Annotated in this window: 17 protein-coding genes; 10 read left to right on the forward strand and 7 right to left on the reverse strand. The window is 61.1% G+C overall.

What is annotated here, in order from left to right:
• Nucleotides 1-77: 77 nt before the first annotated feature.
• The 6 genes from ABH944_RS17640 to ABH944_RS17665 all read right to left on the reverse strand — a co-directional run bounded on the left by ABH944_RS17640 (nt 78) and on the right by ABH944_RS17665 (nt 6205).
• Nucleotides 78-1112 carry an NAD(P)-dependent alcohol dehydrogenase gene (locus ABH944_RS17640; protein ID WP_404607816.1) on the reverse strand — a complete coding sequence of 345 codons (1035 nt, stop codon included), beginning with the start codon at nt 1110-1112 and terminating at the stop codon, nt 78-80.
• Nucleotides 1113-1149: 37 nt separating this feature from the next.
• Nucleotides 1150-1902, reverse strand: coding sequence for an SDR family oxidoreductase (locus ABH944_RS17645; RefSeq protein WP_404659433.1), 753 nt, complete (start codon nt 1900-1902; stop codon nt 1150-1152).
• Between the two features lie 7 nt (nt 1903-1909).
• Nucleotides 1910-2902: a sugar-binding transcriptional regulator gene (locus ABH944_RS17650; RefSeq protein ID WP_404607819.1), complete on the reverse strand. Its 993-nt coding sequence runs from the start codon at nt 2900-2902 to the stop codon at nt 1910-1912.
• 45 nt (nt 2903-2947) lie between these two features.
• The gene (locus ABH944_RS17655) at nt 2948-3844 is read right to left on the reverse strand and encodes a carbohydrate ABC transporter permease (RefSeq protein ID WP_404607821.1); all 897 of its coding nucleotides are present in this window, start codon (nt 3842-3844) and stop codon (nt 2948-2950) included.
• On the reverse strand, nt 3841-4779 hold the full coding sequence (locus ABH944_RS17660) for a carbohydrate ABC transporter permease (protein WP_404607823.1): 939 nt from the start codon (nt 4777-4779) through the stop codon (nt 3841-3843). Before ABH944_RS17660 ends, ABH944_RS17655 begins: the two co-directional genes overlap by 4 nt.
• A 73-nt stretch (nt 4780-4852) precedes the next feature.
• Nucleotides 4853-6205, reverse strand: coding sequence for an ABC transporter substrate-binding protein (locus ABH944_RS17665; RefSeq protein WP_404607825.1), 1353 nt, complete (start codon nt 6203-6205; stop codon nt 4853-4855).
• Between the two features lie 355 nt (nt 6206-6560).
• On the opposite strand from ABH944_RS17665, the gene ABH944_RS17670 reads away from it, so the two are divergent.
• The 9 genes from ABH944_RS17670 to speB all read left to right on the forward strand — a co-directional run bounded on the left by ABH944_RS17670 (nt 6561) and on the right by speB (nt 14627).
• Nucleotides 6561-7685 carry an ABC transporter ATP-binding protein gene (locus ABH944_RS17670; protein WP_404607826.1) on the forward strand — a complete coding sequence of 375 codons (1125 nt, stop codon included), beginning with the start codon at nt 6561-6563 and terminating at the stop codon, nt 7683-7685.
• A gap of 349 nt (nt 7686-8034) precedes the next feature.
• Nucleotides 8035-8892 carry a transporter substrate-binding domain-containing protein gene (locus tag ABH944_RS17675; RefSeq protein WP_404607828.1) on the forward strand — a complete coding sequence of 286 codons (858 nt, stop codon included), beginning with the start codon at nt 8035-8037 and terminating at the stop codon, nt 8890-8892.
• Between the two features lie 25 nt (nt 8893-8917).
• Nucleotides 8918-9580 carry an amino acid ABC transporter permease gene (locus ABH944_RS17680; protein WP_404607829.1) on the forward strand — a complete coding sequence of 221 codons (663 nt, stop codon included), beginning with the start codon at nt 8918-8920 and terminating at the stop codon, nt 9578-9580.
• 7 nt (nt 9581-9587) lie between these two features.
• Nucleotides 9588-10241, forward strand: a complete 654-nt coding sequence (locus tag ABH944_RS17685) for an amino acid ABC transporter permease (RefSeq protein ID WP_404607831.1) — start codon at nt 9588-9590, stop codon at nt 10239-10241.
• A complete protein-coding gene (locus tag ABH944_RS17690) occupies nt 10238-11041 on the forward strand; it encodes an amino acid ABC transporter ATP-binding protein (protein WP_404607833.1) in 804 nt (267 codons plus the stop codon). Before ABH944_RS17685 ends, ABH944_RS17690 begins: the two co-directional genes overlap by 4 nt.
• On the forward strand, nt 11041-12288 hold the full coding sequence (locus ABH944_RS17695; RefSeq protein WP_404608108.1) for a M20 family metallo-hydrolase: 1248 nt from the start codon (nt 11041-11043) through the stop codon (nt 12286-12288). The genes ABH944_RS17690 and ABH944_RS17695 overlap by 1 nt, the downstream gene beginning before the upstream one ends.
• 25 nt (nt 12289-12313) lie before the next feature.
• Nucleotides 12314-13006 carry a DUF1989 domain-containing protein gene (locus ABH944_RS17700; protein ID WP_404607834.1) on the forward strand — a complete coding sequence of 231 codons (693 nt, stop codon included), beginning with the start codon at nt 12314-12316 and terminating at the stop codon, nt 13004-13006.
• 150 nt (nt 13007-13156) lie between these two features.
• The gene (locus ABH944_RS17705; RefSeq protein ID WP_404608110.1) at nt 13157-13678 is read left to right on the forward strand and encodes a helix-turn-helix domain-containing protein; all 522 of its coding nucleotides are present in this window, start codon (nt 13157-13159) and stop codon (nt 13676-13678) included.
• Nucleotides 13679-13688: 10 nt separating this feature from the next.
• Entirely contained in the window at nt 13689-14627 is a 939-nt protein-coding gene (gene speB / locus ABH944_RS17710) for an agmatinase (protein WP_404607836.1), read from the forward strand.
• A 463-nt stretch (nt 14628-15090) separates the two neighbouring features.
• Here speB and ABH944_RS17715 read toward each other — a convergent pair whose 3' ends face one another.
• Nucleotides 15091-16398: an MFS transporter gene (locus ABH944_RS17715; RefSeq protein WP_404607837.1), complete on the reverse strand. Its 1308-nt coding sequence runs from the start codon at nt 16396-16398 to the stop codon at nt 15091-15093.
• A 191-nt stretch (nt 16399-16589) separates the two neighbouring features.
• Here ABH944_RS17715 and ABH944_RS17720 point away from each other — a divergent pair, with 191 nt between their 5' ends.
• A complete protein-coding gene (locus tag ABH944_RS17720; protein WP_404607838.1) occupies nt 16590-17330 on the forward strand; it encodes a GntR family transcriptional regulator in 741 nt (246 codons plus the stop codon).
• Nucleotides 17331-17360: the final 30 nt, after the last annotated feature.

Genomic DNA, 17360 nt, shown 5'->3' on the forward strand with positions numbered 1-17360 from the left:
GGCGATTCTGGAGGAGGCCATGAAGGTCCATTGCTTGAGCAATGGACCTGAATCAGAGCTCAGGTTAAAACGCCCCGCTATTCCAGAACGATCTGCACTTTTACGTCGGAGGGGTTGCCGCTGGCGGCTTCCTCGAACGCCTTGATGCCGTCCGCGAAAGCAAACGAGCGCGAGATGAACGGCTTGACGTCGAGACGGCCCGAGGCAATCAACTGGATCGCACGCGGGAACATGTTGGCGTAACGGAACACGGACTCAACCCGTACTTCCTTGATCTGCATCGCGACAATATCGATAGGCACGGCCTTTTGCGGCATCCCGACCAGCACGAGGCAACCACCCGGGCACAGCAGGTCGACAATGCCGTCGAATGCCTTTTCGTTGCCGCTGGCTTCGAACACAACGTTCGCGCCCCAGCCGCCGGTGAGCTCCGACACCACGTCCTGTACACGCTGGTCGCGGATATTGACTGCGGTCACGCCCTGCACGCCGCCAATCAACGCAAGCTTTTCCGGCACGAGATCGCACACGATCGCGCGGCTGCATCCCCCCGCGAGCGCGGCCAGCGCACACATCATGCCGATCGTGCCGGCACCGAGAACAACCGCCACATCCCCCGGTTTTATCGTCGCTTTCGTGGCCGCCTGCATGCCAATAGCCAGCGGTTCGACAATCGCGCCTTCCGCAAAACTCACGTTGTCCGGCAGCTTGAACGTGAACGCCGCCGGATGCACGACAAACGGCGTCAGGCAACCATGCACCGGTGGAGTGGCCCAGAAACGCACGCTCGGGTCAAGGTTGTACATGCCTTCGCGCGATGCGCGCGACTCCATGTCGGGTACGCCGGGTTCCATGCAGACACGATCGCCAACTTTCAGGTGCTTCACTTCATCGCCGGTCTGGATCACGGTTCCCGCCGCTTCGTGACCCAGGACCATCGGCTCATTGACAACGAACGGCCCGATCCGGCCATGCTGGTAATAGTGAATGTCGCTGCCGCAAATGCCGACCGTGTTGATGCGAATACGCACGTCGCGCGCACCGACCACTTGCGGCAACGTGAACGGGCGCAAGCTGATGCGGCGCGCCTCTTCGAGAACCAGTGCTTCCATGATTGAAGCCCTCTGCTAGTGAGTAAGAGTTGTGAAATCAGCCGGCCTGGAAACCACCGTCCACAGCAAGGCTTACGCCGTTGACCATGCTCGAGTCGCGGCTGAGCAGGTAGGCGATCGCGCGCGCCACTTCGTCGGGCTGCACGAATCGTTGCAGCGGAATGCGGGCAAGCATGGGCGCGGATTTCGCCGGCTCGCTCCAGACCTTCTCCGCCATCGGCGTCAGGGTGACGACCGGATTGACCGTGTTGACGCGAATACCATGCACGCCAAGCTCGACCGCCATCACGCGGGTCAGCGCGTCGAGCGCCGCCTTGGACGCGCAATACGCAGCATGCAACGGCGTACCGACCTGCGCCGCGATACTCGACACGCTGACGATCGCGCCGCCCGTGCCCCGCGCAATTGCACCGCGCGCATATTCCTGCGCGATGATCATCGCGGCGCGCACATTGACCGCCATGGTGAGATCGAATGAGGCAACGGATGCCTCGAGAAACGGTTCAAGTTCCACGATACCCGCACAGTTCACCAGCAGATCGACCGGCTGCGCCTCGCATACTTGCTGTGCCGCTGCGAGCGTGGCGGCGGCATCGGCGAGATCGACGGTGATCGTCTTGCAAGGAATTGTCGTGCTCAACGCATCAAGGTCCGTCTGCGACCGGCTCAACGCAACCACGTGTGCGCCGCGCTCCGCCATCAGGAGCGCGGTTGCGTAGCCTATGCCCTTGCCCGCCCCGGTGATGAGCACCGTCCTGCCGGCAAATTCACGATTGCGGTCCACGTTCATCGCTTTCTCAGGGTTCATCGCAAAGACGCTGTGCCGTGTCTTCGTCGGTGACGAGCACCGACGGATAACGGCCGCGCAGCGCCGCTCGCGTAACGACAAATTTCTTCGCGCCGCCGCTGACCAGCACGACGCGTCCGATCTTGCGCAGGTCGTCCAGCGTGATCGCCACCGTGCGGCGATTCAGCGGGTGATCGATTGCTTCTCCGTCGGCATCCATGAAATGCCCGAGCATGTCGCCCACTGCACCGGCTTTTTCCAGCGTACGCACTTGCTCGGGATCATTGATGCCGTAGGTCACGACCAGCGACTCGGTCAGGTCGCCGCATGTCAGCAGCGCCATGTCGGATTGGCGCGCGCGTTCGTAGGTCTCGCGCACCGCGTCCTCCTGCAGCAGCATGTCGCGCACTTTCTGGCTGCTCACATAGATCGGTGCGGCGAACAGGAACCCATCCGCCTGACATAGATTGGCGAAGTCGGACACGATGTCGAAGGTGTTGATGCTCGGGCAATGCGACAGCCCGCCCTGCAACGACACCGCCGATACCGGTCCATATGAGCGCTGCGGCAGCGCCCGCAGCACGGCGCGAATGGTGCGCCCCCACCCGAGTCCGATCGTCTGACCTGCCTCGATCTGCCGCGACAGGTAATTCGCCGCGCCAATGCCGAGCGCGGCCATGTTGGCGTCGGTGTCCGCGCCGGTTGGCACAACCACCGCGGCCTCCAGGCCGAAGCGTTTCATCAGCGCTTCCTCCAGCGCCACGCACGGCGCGAGCCGGTTGTTGATGGTGATCTGCACCATGCCCGATTCACGGCTTGCGGCCAGCAGCCGGTTGACCCGCACCCGGTTGCTGCCAATACGCTGGGCGATCTCCTGCTGCGTAAGATTGCCGACGTAGTAATGCCAGGCCACCCGCGCCTGCAACTCCTCCTCGGGATCGACGGACGAATCAGCGGAGGGTTCCGCAAGCGGGGGAACGGCGGTCGGTGTGGGTTTATTCATGAGCTTCTTAATTTCGGTTGGGGCGGACGGATCGTGGCTCACCCGTCATTTCACCGCACCCATGGTAAGCCCCTGCACCAACCGGCCCGACACTGCGAGCGCAAACACAACCATAGGCAGCACGATCAGCGTCCCTGTCGCCATGATTTCGCCCCACGGCAATTCGTACCCGCTCATGTAGCTGGTTGCCGCAACCGGCGACGTGATGGCGTCGGTGCGGGTGAGGACCAGCGCATACAGCAGGTCGTTCCAAGAAAAGATGAACGCGAAGATTGCCGAGACAACAATGCCGGGCATGGCCAGCGGCAGATTGATGCGCCAGAAAATACGCCACGGCGATGCGCCGTCCAGGCGCGCGGCTTCATCGAGTTCAACGGGAATGCTGCGAAACTGGTCAGTGCAGATCCATACGACGATAGGCAGGGAGAACGTCAGGTACAGCAGGATCAGAACGATATGCGTATCGACAATATCCAGCTTGGTGGCGATCAGGAAAAACGGCACCGCCAGCACGACGGGACTCACCATGCGGTTCGAGATGAACCAGAACCAGAGGTCCTCCTTGCCGCGAAACTCGAAGCGTGCAAGCGCGTAAGCGGCCGGCGTGCCAAGCAGGAGCGACAGGAAGGTTGCGCTGCTCGCCACGATCAGCGAATTCAGCAAGCTGTTCGCGACGTCGTGCTCGAACAGCGCATCAATATAGTGGCTCAGCGTAGGCGTGAATACCCAGACAGGCGGCACGGCGAGCGCGTCCGCCTGGCTCTTGAGACTGGTCGTGACCATCCAGTAGAACGGAAACACCGAGGTAAGGAATACGATCAGCAGTCCGATGAAATGCCAGCCTGTAGCCCGCCGCCGCGCATTTCTCGCACGGCGCGCACGCGCCGACAAGGGCTTGGCGGACTGGTCCAGGGTAGCGGCGGTATCCGTTGATGTGTTCACACGGCCTCCCGATAAACAAAACGAATATAAAGCCGCGACAGCACGATCGTCAGGATCAGCAGCAAGACCGCCTGGGCGGACGCCATGCCTTGATCGAAGAGGCGGAAACCGACACGCTGGATATAGATGCTGATGAATTCCGTCGCCGTACCCGGGCCGCCGCGCGTCATGGTGAAGACCGCGTCGAACATCTTGAGCATGTCGGCCGAACGCAGGATCAGGATGGCCGTCAGGCCCGGCAGCAGATACGGCCGCTGCAGGTGCCACAGGATCTTGCTCCACTTCGGCGTCTCAAGGCGTGCGGCTTCCTCCGCTTCCTTCGGCACCATCGAGAGGCCGGCCAGCAGGATCAGCGCGCAGAACGGCGTCCATTGCCAGATGTCCATGATCATCACGGAGACGAATGCGAGCGTGGGGTCCGCCAGCCAGTCGAGCGGCGCAATGCCGAACAGGCTTAGCAGATAGTTGACCACCCCGAACTGACGGTTGAAGATCAGCCGTCCGATCAGGCCGACCACGGCGTAGGTTGTCGCCATCGGAATGACCAGGCCGACCCGCGCGGCAACACGAAGCCACGGTAAGCCGGTGCGATGCAGCATCAACGCGGCGAACATGCCGAACGCAACCTCGATAGGCAGGGTCAGGCACAGGAACACCACCGTGCGGCCGAGTGCGCCCCAGAACGAGGGATCGGTGAGCGTGGCAATGTAGTTATCGAGCCCGATGAACGGCGTGCCCGCAGCGAGATCGGCGAGCTTGTACTGGTGAAACGAGTTGTAGACCGCGAGCAGCAGCGGATAGATGCCGATGATCGCCAGCGCCGCGACCGCCGGAAACAGAAACCAGAACGCGGGCGAACGCGGTATGAAGCGAAAGCGTGCCCGCGGTCGCGGCCGCATCGCGCCGGTCGCTGGGGGAACCGTGGTCTTGAGCATGAATCTTCTCCGCGGGGTTGTCCTGTCCGGGTGCGCAGCGAGGCGGCGTTGGTCCCGCCCCGTTGCACCGGTTTTACTTCAGCAAAGGCTTCTTGCCGTCGTAGTAGCCCGCCTTGCTCAGGATCTCTTCCGTCTTGTCGCCAATCGTCTTGGCGCCGTCCTTCACCGACACCTGGCCGAGCATGATCTTGCTGCCCCATTCACCGATCACTTCAGACACTGCAGGCCATTCCGGGAAACGCGGCCGGTAGTCGGGCACACCGCCCTGCCACGATTCCACCATCGGCTTCACGAACGGAAATTTCTCCTGCACCGCCGGGTCCTTGTAGACCGCCATGCGGCCGCTGACACCACCCGCATCCAGATACGGCTTCGCCATCTCCTCGGACGTGATCCACTGGATAAATAGCCACGACGCCGCCTGCTTCTTCGCATTCGACTTCGCATTCACCGCCAGCGAGAAACCACCGAGCGCCGGCTTCAGTCCTGCCGGCCCCTTGGGTTCGGTCGTAATGGCGAGACAGTTGCCGATCTTCGACTTGCTCGGGTCCGTCAACGTTGGGTAGAAGGCGGACCACTCGGTGATCATCGCGACCTGCCCTTGCGCCAGTGCGTTCACGGATTCCGCGTGGTCATAGTCGACAATGCCCGGTGGCATGTATTTCATCAGCTTCTGCCGGTATTCAAGGCCCGCCTGCGATTGCGGTGACATCAGGTTCGACTTGAATTTGGCATCGAGCAGCGAGCCGCCGTTGGGCCAGAGCATGCGCATGAAGCTATCGGCGGACTGGGTTTCTCCACGACGCGACTGCAGCGCGAACGCGAACTGATTCTTGTCGGGCTTGGTCAGCTTGGGCGCATAGACATTGAGCAGTTCGTCCCAGGTCTTCGGCGGCTCGTTGAAACCCGCGTCCTTCAACATGCACTTGTTGTAGAACATCAGGCCCGAGTAGTTATCGAAGGGCAAGCCGTACGTGGTCTTGTCCCAGGTGCCGAACGAGTCGAGCAGGATCTGGAAAAAGCCGGGCAGGTTGAGCTTCGGGTCGGCCAGCTTGGGGTTGTCCGTGAAGGTCTTGATTGGCACGAGCCACTTGTTGCTCGCGAATTCACCGATCCACACCACGTCCACCAGCACGATGTCCTGGTCCCCTCCGCCCACGAAGTTGAGCACTTCCTTCTCGCGGGTATTCTCGTACGGGACTACTTCCGTACGCACCTTGATACCGGTCTCCTTCTCGAATTGCGGGATCAGTGCCGAGGCCGCCTTGTAGCCGGGCCGGTCAAGGAAAACGGCCTTGATGGTGGTACCCGAATAGGGCTGTGCCGCTTCCTTCAGCGTCCAGGCGGACGCATTCGATACCGCGAGCAAGGATGCCGTAACGCTCAGTACTACGAATGCGCCGGCCTGCGTGTAACGCTTCTTCATGCCTGTCTCCTGGGAGGTTCTTCTTAAAATGCCCAATAGCAATCAAGGCCGGCTGAGCTGCTCAGAGCGGCTCCTCGCGGCCAACGCCTATTACTTTCATGATGGCCCTGCCATATCGTTGCTTCGCTGCTTCGTTTCCACCGACCCGGCTTGACGGCCCGCGCTTACTGTCCGGCTTTCTCGGCTTCGTTTCACTTGTAATTTCAGTTTTACAATTGTATATTTGGACACGAACAGGTTGTCAAGAACAAATTAGCCAAGGCGTTGCATGCTGCGTCGCAAGGCGAAGCCACGCGCCAACGCCCGTTCCATTGCTTGTCGCCGGCCACGGCGCGAGCATCAGAAGGAGACATGCATGAGTGCAGTTCAATTGCACCAGATCCGCAAGGCGTTCGCCGGTACGGAGGTGTTGAAGAGCGTGGACATAGCGGTGACCGACCGTGAATTCATGGTGTTCGTCGGACCTTCCGGTTGCGGCAAGTCCACGCTGCTGCGCACCATCGCGGGTCTGGAACGCAGCGATTCCGGACAGGTACTGATCGGCGGTGAAGACGTGACGGACCTCGAGCCATCGCAACGCGGCGTGGCCATGGTGTTCCAGTCGTACGCGCTGTATCCGCATATGTCGGTCTACGAAAACATTGCGTTCGGACTGCGGATGATCAAACTACCTGAAGCGCAGATCAAGGAGCTTGTGCAGCGCGCGGCGCAGATCCTGCAGATCGAACAATTGCTTGAACGCAAGCCTCGCGCGTTGTCCGGCGGACAGCGCCAGCGGGTCGCGATTGGACGTTCGATCGTGCGCGAACCGAAGGTGTTTCTCTTCGACGAACCACTGTCCAATCTCGATGCCGCGTTGCGCGTACAGATGCGGCTCGAGCTCATCAAGCTGCACAAGCAGCTCAACGCAACGATGATCTATGTCACGCATGACCAGACCGAAGCCATGACCATGGCCGATCGCATTGTCGTGCTGAACCAGGGCAAGGTCGAACAGGTAGGCTCGCCGCTGGAGCTTTACAGAACGCCGGTGAACCGGTTTGTGGCGGGGTTCATCGGCTCGCCGAAGATGAATTTCCTGCCGGTTACGGTACAGCGTGCAGACGCAATGGGCGTGACGATCGGCTTGCCTGGCGGCACGCCGATCATGCTGCCGTTCAGTGCGGACGGCGTGAAGGCGGGCGACAAACTGACCTTCGGCATCCGCCCCGAGCATCTGTCGGAATCCTCGTCAAGCGGTGCGCAAGGGAAGCTGACGGGGAAGGTTTCGGTCGTCGAGCATCTCGGCGGCGAAACGCTGCTGCATGTGAACCTGGACAACGACACAACGATTCAGGTGAAAGGATCCGGTGAATCGACGACGGTCGACGGACAATCCATCGACGCCGCTTTCGGCGTGCGGCATGCGCATCTGTTCCGTGAAAATGGCGAAGCACTGAAGCGTTTGCAGACCGTGGAAGCAAGCGCGGCTGCAGCTTGATACCCTTGGGGCCCGCGAGCCCCGTCGCTTCCTCGCGCTTCGATAAACCCGGGGCATCCAGCCTCGGTGCGCGTTGATAAACGCACTTCAGACGGTGATCGGCGAGACGTCGCCGCCTCCCTTCCCTCTCTCGTTCACATAGACGGCCCTCCTGCCGTTCTCTTGTGCATGGCGGCACTTTATCGGTGCCTGAATGCGTTTAAATCCCACTTCAGTGCATGCCGGCCAGACCAAAACATCTCGCCACAAGTCCTTTTCATGTGGCACACTTCATGCATAGTGAATTTCATTCAAGTAACTTGAATACATTCGCTAACCCCTCTTTGCGGCATGGCCGCACGGGAGCATCATGCATAAGTCACTTCACAGGTTTGTCTTGTCGATGACCGGCGCGCTTGCGCTGTGCGCGTCAATTCCGGGTCACGCGCAAAGCGGCGACCTGCTTGACCGCGTCAAGGCGAACAAGGAAATCACGGTGGGCACGGAGGCGCGTTATGCGCCGTTCGAATCCGTTGAGAACGGCAAGATCGTGGGATATGACGCTGACCTGCTGCAATACGTGCTGAAGTCGTTGCCCGACGTGAAGCTCAAGCAGCTCGACCTGCCATTCCAGGGCTTGCTCCCGGGCCTCGACGCCAAGCGTTTTGACATGGTGATCACCGCCGTCACCGTCAACAAGGATCGGGCCAGCCACTTCGCGTTTACATTACCCATTGCCGATGCAACCGCAGGCGTCCTGGTGCGTTCGAATGAAGCGTCCATCAAGTCGCCCAACGACCTGAACGGCAAGATCGTCGGATCGCAAACGGGCTCGGCGCAGTTGCAGGCGCTCATCGCGCTCGACAAGAACCTGAAGGCCGCCGGCGGTCCTGGCATCAAGCAGATCAAGCAATACGTCGCGTTCGACGAGGCTTATGCGGACCTGGCGGTCGGCCGCCTGGACGCGGTCGCGCAATCGGTCGCGAATCTTGGACCCTTGCTGAAATCCCGTCCGGGCGTGTTCACCGTATTGCCGCAAAGCATTGGACCGAAGAGCTATTTCGCGTGGGTCGCGCGCAAGGACGCGGACAGCGCAACGCTGCTCAAGCTCGTCAGCGACGCCATTGCCCGCGCAAATCATGACGGCACCATGAAGGCACTGCAGATGAAGTGGTTCGGCACGACCATGGACGTCCCCGCCGACGCCATGCCCGAACCGTCGATGTAAGCAGCGTCAAACCGCATCGACCGATATGAACCCACCCGATCTCCTCGCGCGTTGTCTCGGCTATATGCCGCAACTGCTGGACGGCGCGATCACGACGCTATGTCTGTCAGCGGTCGCGGTGGCGTGCGGCTTCTTTGCCGGCATCTTCATCTACATGATGTCCGCGAGCAAAAGCCGCACGCTCGCCTCTGCTGCGCGGGTCTATGTGAGCCTCTTTCGCGGCACGCCGGTGCTCGCGCAATTGCTGGTGTTCTACTACGTGCCCTCGGGACTCGGGTGGGCCATCCCCGGCGTGGTCGCGGCGGCAGTGGGTTTGTCGATGAATACAGCGGCGTATCAGTCGCAGATCCTGGGCACGGGTTTTCGCGCGATTCCGCGCGGGCAGATCGAAGCCGCGCAGACTTTCAATCTCACGCGCCGCCAGACCTTGTGGCATGTGGAGATTCCGCAGGTCGTCGCGTTGACGCTGCCGGCGCTGGTGTCGGAGATGATCGACATAGTGAAGGCATCAGCAGTGGTGTCGGTGATTGCGGTCACGGACCTGATGCGCGTCGGGCAGCAATTGTCTTCGGTCAGTTACCGGCCACTCGAGGTTTACACGCTCGCGGCCTGCTTCTATCTCGCGATCACTTCGCTGCTGTCGCTTGCCGGGCGGGGTATCGAACGGCGCGTGGCGCGACGGGCCTGAGGCAACCATGAACAGTTTCCTCTCGCTCATTCCTCGCTTCGCCGAAGCCATCCTCGTTACGCTCGAGGTCAGCTTGCTCGCGGCCTTCATGGGCGCGCTGGCCGGCTTCGTGCTGAACGCGCTGCGGCTGCGGTTCCCGCGCTGGGTTGCGGCGCCTTATCGCGTCTATGTCTGGCTCGTGCGCGGTACGCCGTATCTGTCGCAACTGGTGATCGTCTATTTCGGCTTGCCGGTGATCGGCATCACCATGACCGCGGTGCAGGCCACCATTGTGTCGCTCGCGTTTTATTCGGCCGCGTACTTTGCTGAAATCTTTCGCGCCGGCTGGGCCAGCATTCCGCGCGGACATGGGGAAGCGGCTCGCGCATTCGGTATCAGCCGATGGGCTGCGTTTCGCAGCATCGACATGCCTCAGGCCATTGCGTTCGCCATTCCCCTGCTCGCCAACCAGACCATTCTCGTCATCAAGGAAAGCGCCGTGGCGTCGATCATCACCGTGCCCGAGCTGACCATGACAGCAAGCGACATAGTCTCGTCCACTTATACGTACATCGCCCCGTATGCGATGTTGATCGTGTGCTACTGGCTCCTCACGCAATGCATTGTGCTCGCTGCCCGATGGGCGCAGGCGCTGATTGCCCCTTCGCGGAAAACCTCATGAGTTCATTGCCCATTCTCGAACTGCGTGCCGTGGGGAAATCGTACGGTGCCAATCGCGTGCTCAAGGACATCGATCTCGCCGTGACGCGCGGCGAGATCGTCTCGCTGATCGGGCCCTCAGGGTCGGGCAAAACAACCGCGCTACGTTGCATGAACTTCCTCGAAGCCTACGATGAAGGCGAAGTGTGGATCAAAGGCCAGTTGCTCGGTTATCGCTCGGCAGGTCGTTCGGACCATGATCGCGATAGTGAAAAGAGCATTGCGGAAGTGCGCCGGCCCGTGTCCATGGTGTTCCAGCAATTCAATCTCTGGCCACACATGACCGTGCTGGGCAACGTGGCCGCGCCGCTGGTGTTGTCGAAGAAAGCGGGCAAGGCCGATGCTCATAAACAGGCGCTGGCCGCGCTGACGCGCGTTGGCCTCGCAGAAAAAGCCGATGCCTACCCCGCGTCCCTGAGCGGCGGTCAGCAGCAACGCGTGGGAATCGCGCGCGCATTGGCAATCGAACCCGAAGTCATGCTGCTCGACGAACCGACTTCCGCGCTCGATCCCGAACTGGTGGAAGAGGTATTGAGTGTGATCCGGTCCCTTGCGCAAGACGGCATGACGATGGTCATGGTCACGCACGAAATGAGCTTTGCCGCCAAGATTTCGGACCACGTGGTGTTCATGGAAGCCGGGCGGATAGTGGAAGCGGGGCCGCCTGAACAGATCTTCGGCAACACCCGCACGCCACGCCTGCAGCAGTTCCTGAAGCCGTGGTTCGATCGCAGCCTGACCTCTGTCACGGGGGTCGCGTGATGGTGGACGATGCACTCAAGGCCGCTGCTCATATAAACGCATCACGTCTGCTCGAATCGGTCGAGACGCTTGCTCGTTTCGGTGCGCGTGAAGACGGTGGCGTGGATCGCCCGGCGCTGTCTCCTATCGATATTGGAGCGCGGCGTTTCCTGATCGACCGTGCTGCCGCACTCGGCTGCACGGTCCGTACCGATGCTTGTGCGAACCTGTTTTTTCGACACCCCGGCCTGGAGGACCTGCCGCCGGTGATGACAGGCAGCCATGTCGATACCCAACCGACGGGCGGCAAGCTAGATGGCAGCTACGGCGTGCTCGCGGGCTTCGAATGCCTTGCCGCACTCAATGATGCCGGTATCCGTACGCGCCGCCCGCTTGAAGTGGTGGCATGGACCAACGAAGAAGGCACGCGCTTTCAGCCTGGCGCGATGGGGTCGAGCGCGTTCGTCGATCCGGCATTGATCGAGCGCTACGGGCGGGCGCAAGACAGCGATGGTATCTCGCTCGACAGCGCGCTCGCCGCGCATCGCGAAGCGTTTCCGTTGCTCCAGACGCGCGTTGTCGATACGACCGCGCACGCGTTCATCGAATTGCATATAGAACAAGGGCCCTTGCTGGAACTCGCCAATGTTCCCCTGGGCGTAGTCAGCGGCATTCAGGGCGTTCGGTGGTACGCGGTGAGGTGCCGGGGCATCGCTGCGCACGCGGGCACCACACCCATGCACGCTCGCCACGACGCCATGACGCTCGCTGTCGCCGTCCGCGCGGAGATCGAAACGCTCGCTTACCAGCTAGGCGGCGACGATACCCGCATCACCTTCGGACGTTGGACCGTAGTGCCGAACTCGATCAACACGATTGCATCGGAAGTCACGTTCACTATCGACTTCCGTCACCCGGACGCGGTTGTACTCAGTGCGTTCGACCGGCAACTTGCGGACTGCGTGAGCCGCCACGCGGTGACATTGGCAGCGCTGTTCACCCACGCACCCGTGGACTTCGCACCGGCCGTGATCCAGCGCGTAGCGGATGCATGCGAAGCACTCGGCGCGCCTTCACGACGCATCACGTCGGGCGCATTCCACGACGCCATGTATCTCGCGAAACATTGCCCGAGCGCGATGCTGTTTGTCCCGAGTCGCGGCGGCATCAGCCACAACCCGCTCGAAGCCACCGACGACGATCACCTCGTACTGGGCGCCCGCGCATTGGCGCATTGCCTGGTTTACCTCTGCAACGAAGCACCTTGAACACGATCTGACTGAAGGAGTCACCATGAGCACGCCGCACGTTGAACATCATCATGACAACAGCCATGCGCTTGGCGAAAACGCCACGCTGCGCGAACCCATTTCCGCCGACGGCACGCCCGAGATCGGCAAGACCTACACGGTGCCTGCGCGCAATGGCCGCGCGGTCAAGGTGCAGTCGGGCCAGACGATCCGCATCACGAACACGCACGGCACCCAGGTCTGCGATACGTGGATCTTCAATGCGGCTCACCTCGACGAATTCCTGTCGTTCGAACATGCCCGCGCGTCGCTGGACAAGGTAATTCCGCAAGCCGGCGATCCGTTGATGACCAATCATCGGCGGCCGATTGCCGAACTGGTCACGGACACATCGCCGGGCGTGCACGACACGCTGATGGCCGCGTGCGATCTGTACCGTTACAAGAACCTGGGCGTGGCCGGCTATCACGACAACTGCGCGGACAACATGCGGCTCGCGCTGAAAGCGATCGGCCTGCGCGCTCGCGAGGTGCCGCAGCCCTTCAACCTGTGGATGAACATCCCGATCAGGCCGGACTATTCGATCGAATGGCTTGCTCCGGTATCGAAGGCGGGGGATTACGTGGAAATCAAGGCGTTGATGGATTGCGTCGTGGTCATGTCTGCGTGCCCGCAGGATATTATTCCGATCAACGCGTTGAATCCGTTGGAAGTCGAATTCACGGTGCTCGCGTAGATCCCCCCTACTTTTAGGAAGAACCTTCCGGTGGCCACAAAAAAAACCGCAGCACGCAAACCAGCGGGCCCGCGCCGGGCCGCGAGCAAGCCGCCCGAGGTTCAGCCCGATCCGTCCGCCACGCTCGGCGTGCGTCTGAAACACGCGCGCATGGTCAAGCAGTTGACGCTGAAAGCGCTCGCGGCGGAGGTGGGTTGTTCGGAAAGCATGTTGTCTAAACTTGAGGGCGGCCACGCGCAGCCCTCGCTTGCGACCTTGCACAAGATCGCGCTGGCGTTGTCGACCAATGTGGGCGCGCTCGTCTCGGGACCGGACATCAATACGTCGCCTGTGCAGCGTGCGAACGAGCGTCCCACCACGGAGTTTCCTTCGGCCGGCAAGCGCCTTTCGATCATGCTGGAACGGGTGATCGTGCCGGCCGCGGGGCAGTTGCTGCAAAGCGATATCCATGTGATCGAACCGCTTGCGAGCAGCGACGAGCAGATCAGCCATGCCGGCGAGGAACTGGGTTACGTGATCGAGGGCCAGTTCGAACTGACGCTTGGCGATGAATGTTATCTGCTGCATGCAGGAGATACCTTCTATTTCCCCAGTACCGTTCCGCACAGTTATCGCAACCCCGGCAAGACTGTTGCGCGTGTGCTGTGGACCAATACACCGCCTACTTTCTGACGAGAACATCATGCCCGGTACCGATCGAAGCCAGATGGCGTTACCCCGCTTTAGCGGCATCCCTACCTTCATGCGCGTGCCGTACTGCACGGATATCAATGAGCTCGACATTGTGCTGGCCGGTGTGCCGTTCGATGGGGGCGTGACTGCCCGTCCGGGTGCGCGGTTTGGCCCGCGTGAGATCCGCAATATGTCGAGCATGACCCGTGCGATCCATCACGTGACGCGTTTCAATCCCTTCGATGTGTGCCGCGTGGGTGACATGGGCGACGTACCGTTCACCGACCTCTATCATCTTGAGCGTTCGCACGAGGACATCCGGCGTTTTTTCGAACCGGTGTTCGCGGCCGGCAAGATTGCGTTGAGTGCGGGTGGCGATCATTCGATTACGTACCCGATCTTCCAGGCGATGGCGCCGAAGCGGCCTGTTGGCATGGTGCATATCGATGCGCACACTGACACGTGGGATAGTTTCAAGGGGTCGAAATTCACGCACGGCGCGCCGTTTCGCCGCGCGGTGGAAGCGGGCTTGCTGGACCCGAGGCGAACCATCCAGATTGGCATTCGCGGTGCGCAGAATTCCGACGAGGGCTGGCGTTATTCGCTCGAGAGTGGGATGCGTGTGGTGTTTATTGAAGAATTCGAGGCCCGGGGTGTAGGTGCGATCATTGATGAAGCGCGTAAGGTCGTGGGCGATGGCCCGACGTATCTTTCACTGGATGTGGACGGCCTGGATCCGGTCTACACGCCGGGTACGGGCACGCCTGAAATAGGTGGACTGACAACGCGTGAAACGCTGGCGCTGCTTCGCGGGCTGGATGGTTTGAACTGGGTTGGCGGCGACGTGGTGGAGGTGTCGCCGCCTTATGACCCGAGCGGTAATACGGCGCTCGTCGCCGCCACGCTCATGTATGAAATCTTGTGTTTGCTGGCGCGGCGCTTCGAGTAGAAGCACTGGCGGTCCGGGTCGCTAGTGCGTACATATTGGAGGAGGGTTGTCCGCGGATAGCGCGGGGTGTCCCTTGGGCAGGTTCAATCACTGGTGGCGAAGCGTGTGGGTATCCGTGTTCGGAGAAGGAGGGTTTCACACATCCGTGGCTCTGGCGAGCACCGTGCTTTTGGGGCACCTATGAATCAAAACTGCACGCTGTGGACACTTAGGGTAGCGTGGTTTGAAAGCGTTTTCTTTGCTTCGTTTCTTTGTCGCTTTGGACAAAGAAATGACGTGCCGCCACGCACAGTGGCTAATAGTGATAAAGAGAATATCCGACTCAGGCAGACCGCTAACCCCGAAAGCAGCAACCCGGCACTGACCCAGACCGCTCACGCTAGAACCTGGCACCCCGGCACCACCCCCGACCGCTCCCCCGCCCCCGCCAAAACCCCAAACCCGTCCACCGGCGCGAGCGACCCTAACTTGGTAAATCCTGCCCTTTCGTTTCCGGCGCGAACGGGATTACCGCCAGCCCGATCACGAACGCAATGGCGGTCAGCGCAATCGGCACGCCGAGCGTCTTCATGTGCAGCACCATTGCGCCAATCCCGAAGTTCACGATTGCCCCGAAGAAGCGTCCTATCGATGTGCAGAACGCAAATGCCGTTGCTCGCACGCGGGTCTCGAACTGTTCCGGCAGCCACAAGCTGAACAACGCGAAGTTGCCGCCGAAGAAACCCAGCACCACCAGCAACGCGATGAACGGCACGAGTCCATTCTCCAGATAAAACGCCCAACCAAACGCCAGTGCAATAGACCCCGCCATGCCCACGAAGTACACCGCGAGCGTGAGTTTTCGGCCGATACGCTCGGCCATTGGCGGCAACGCGAGACACCCGATGATCGTGCCGATCGACAACAGCCCTGTCGCGATGGATGCGGTCCGGGATGCATCCGCCTTCGTCATGCCGGCTTTCGTCGCAAGCTGGATGACCGCCGACGGTTCATACACCGCGCCCGCCCACAAGCCGATGATCGCCACCGTCAGCAACACGGTCGCGACGATGGTGCGTTGCCGGTATTGCGCCGAGAAGATCGCGCGCAGCGAACTTGCTTGCTTGACCACGGTCGCTTCGACCTTCTGCCACTTGTCGGTTTCCTTCACACGCAGCAACACGACGATGGATACGATCACCGGCACAATGCCGACGAGGAACATCGCGCGCCAGCCGAAGGTCGCGCCGATCGTATAGTTAAGCGCGGCGGCCATGAAGAAGCCCGCGTAATACCCGGTCTGGAGATACCCTGCGCCCATCTTGCGGCGATCTTCCGGCCACGCTTCGGCCACGTAAGTTCCCGCCAGCGCCCACTCCCCGCCAATACCCACGCCCGCAAGAAAGCGATAGATGCCCAACTCCCACACGGTATGCGAAGTCGCGGCAAGCCCGGTAAAGATCGCGAAGGTGAAGATGGTCGCGGCGAGTACCTTGGTGCGCCCAAAGCGGTCGGCGAGCGGCCCCCAGATGAACGACAACCCCCAACCCACCAGGAACAGTGCGAAGAGAATTGACCCTGCCAGTCCGACATTCGCGGGCGTAGCCGCATAGCCGGACTTGGGCAGCAGCTCGGTCAGCGCGGGCGCGAGCACCAGTGCATAGATGAACGAGTCCATTCCATCTAGCGTCCAGCCGGCCCAGGCACCCCAGAAGCCTACGATCTGTGTCCGGTTGAGTGGCGTGCGCGTGCGCTTGACGGCGCCTATCGAACGTTCGAGCGTACTTGGCATGACTGTCTTCCTGGTAGGTGTAAACCTGGTGTGAGCCTGATATGAACGACACCCGCTGTTCGCAAATGGGGGCGTCTGCGCTAAAGCACCGGGTTTGCCTGACAAGCCCTAAAAGTGCATTTTCATATATAATATTTGAAAACGAGCTGTTGACCACTCCGCACTTGTACCTAGCTTCCGTAGGAACAAACATGAAAAACGAGCTGAATCTCCCGTTTCGCGAGGCGCAATTCGAGCCGCGCCAGAGCACGTCGCGTTATATAGCGGACGCGTTGCGCTCGGCCATTGTCGAAGGCACGCTGTTGCCGGGTGAACCGCTGCGCCAGGACGCTATTGCCAGGCAGTTCTCTGTCAGCGCCATTCCAGTGCGCGAGGCGTTCAGGCAGTTGGACAGCGAGGGCTGGGTCACCATTGAACAGAATCGCGGTGCGTCGGTCAGCCTGCAATCCCCCGATGAAGCCCGCGAGATCTATGAGATCCGCGCGTCGCTGGAGAGTCTGGCTATCGGCATCGCAATCGAGCGCCATACCGATGCAACGCTGGCCGAGGCACGCCGGTTGCTGGAGGCCGCGGCCAACGAACAGGACCAGGCCCTCTATGTCGTGCGCAATGAGCAGTTCCACATGAGCCTGTACGCGCCCGCCGAGCGTCCTCACCTGATGGAGCTGATTGGTACGATGCATCGGCGGGGCGAGCGTTATCTGCGGCTCAAGTTCGGCATGCCCACGTTCAAGGGACAGTCCGACGCCGAGCACGAAGCCATTCTCGACGCACTGCATGCACGCGATACCGCAGCGGCGCAAACACTGGTCGCACGCCACCTGCTCGCCACCGGCGAACTGGTTTATGGTTTTCTCCACGACGCTCAAATGCAGGCCCAGGCCGCGCAGCCGAAGAAGCGTCGCCGTCCTTCCACTGCGCGGTCAGACTAAGCGCTGATCCTGCTCTCCTGATCCCGCTCA

The sequence above is a fragment of the Caballeronia udeis genome, from assembly GCF_044909315.1.
Lineage (GTDB): Bacteria > Pseudomonadota > Gammaproteobacteria > Burkholderiales > Burkholderiaceae > Caballeronia > Caballeronia udeis_A.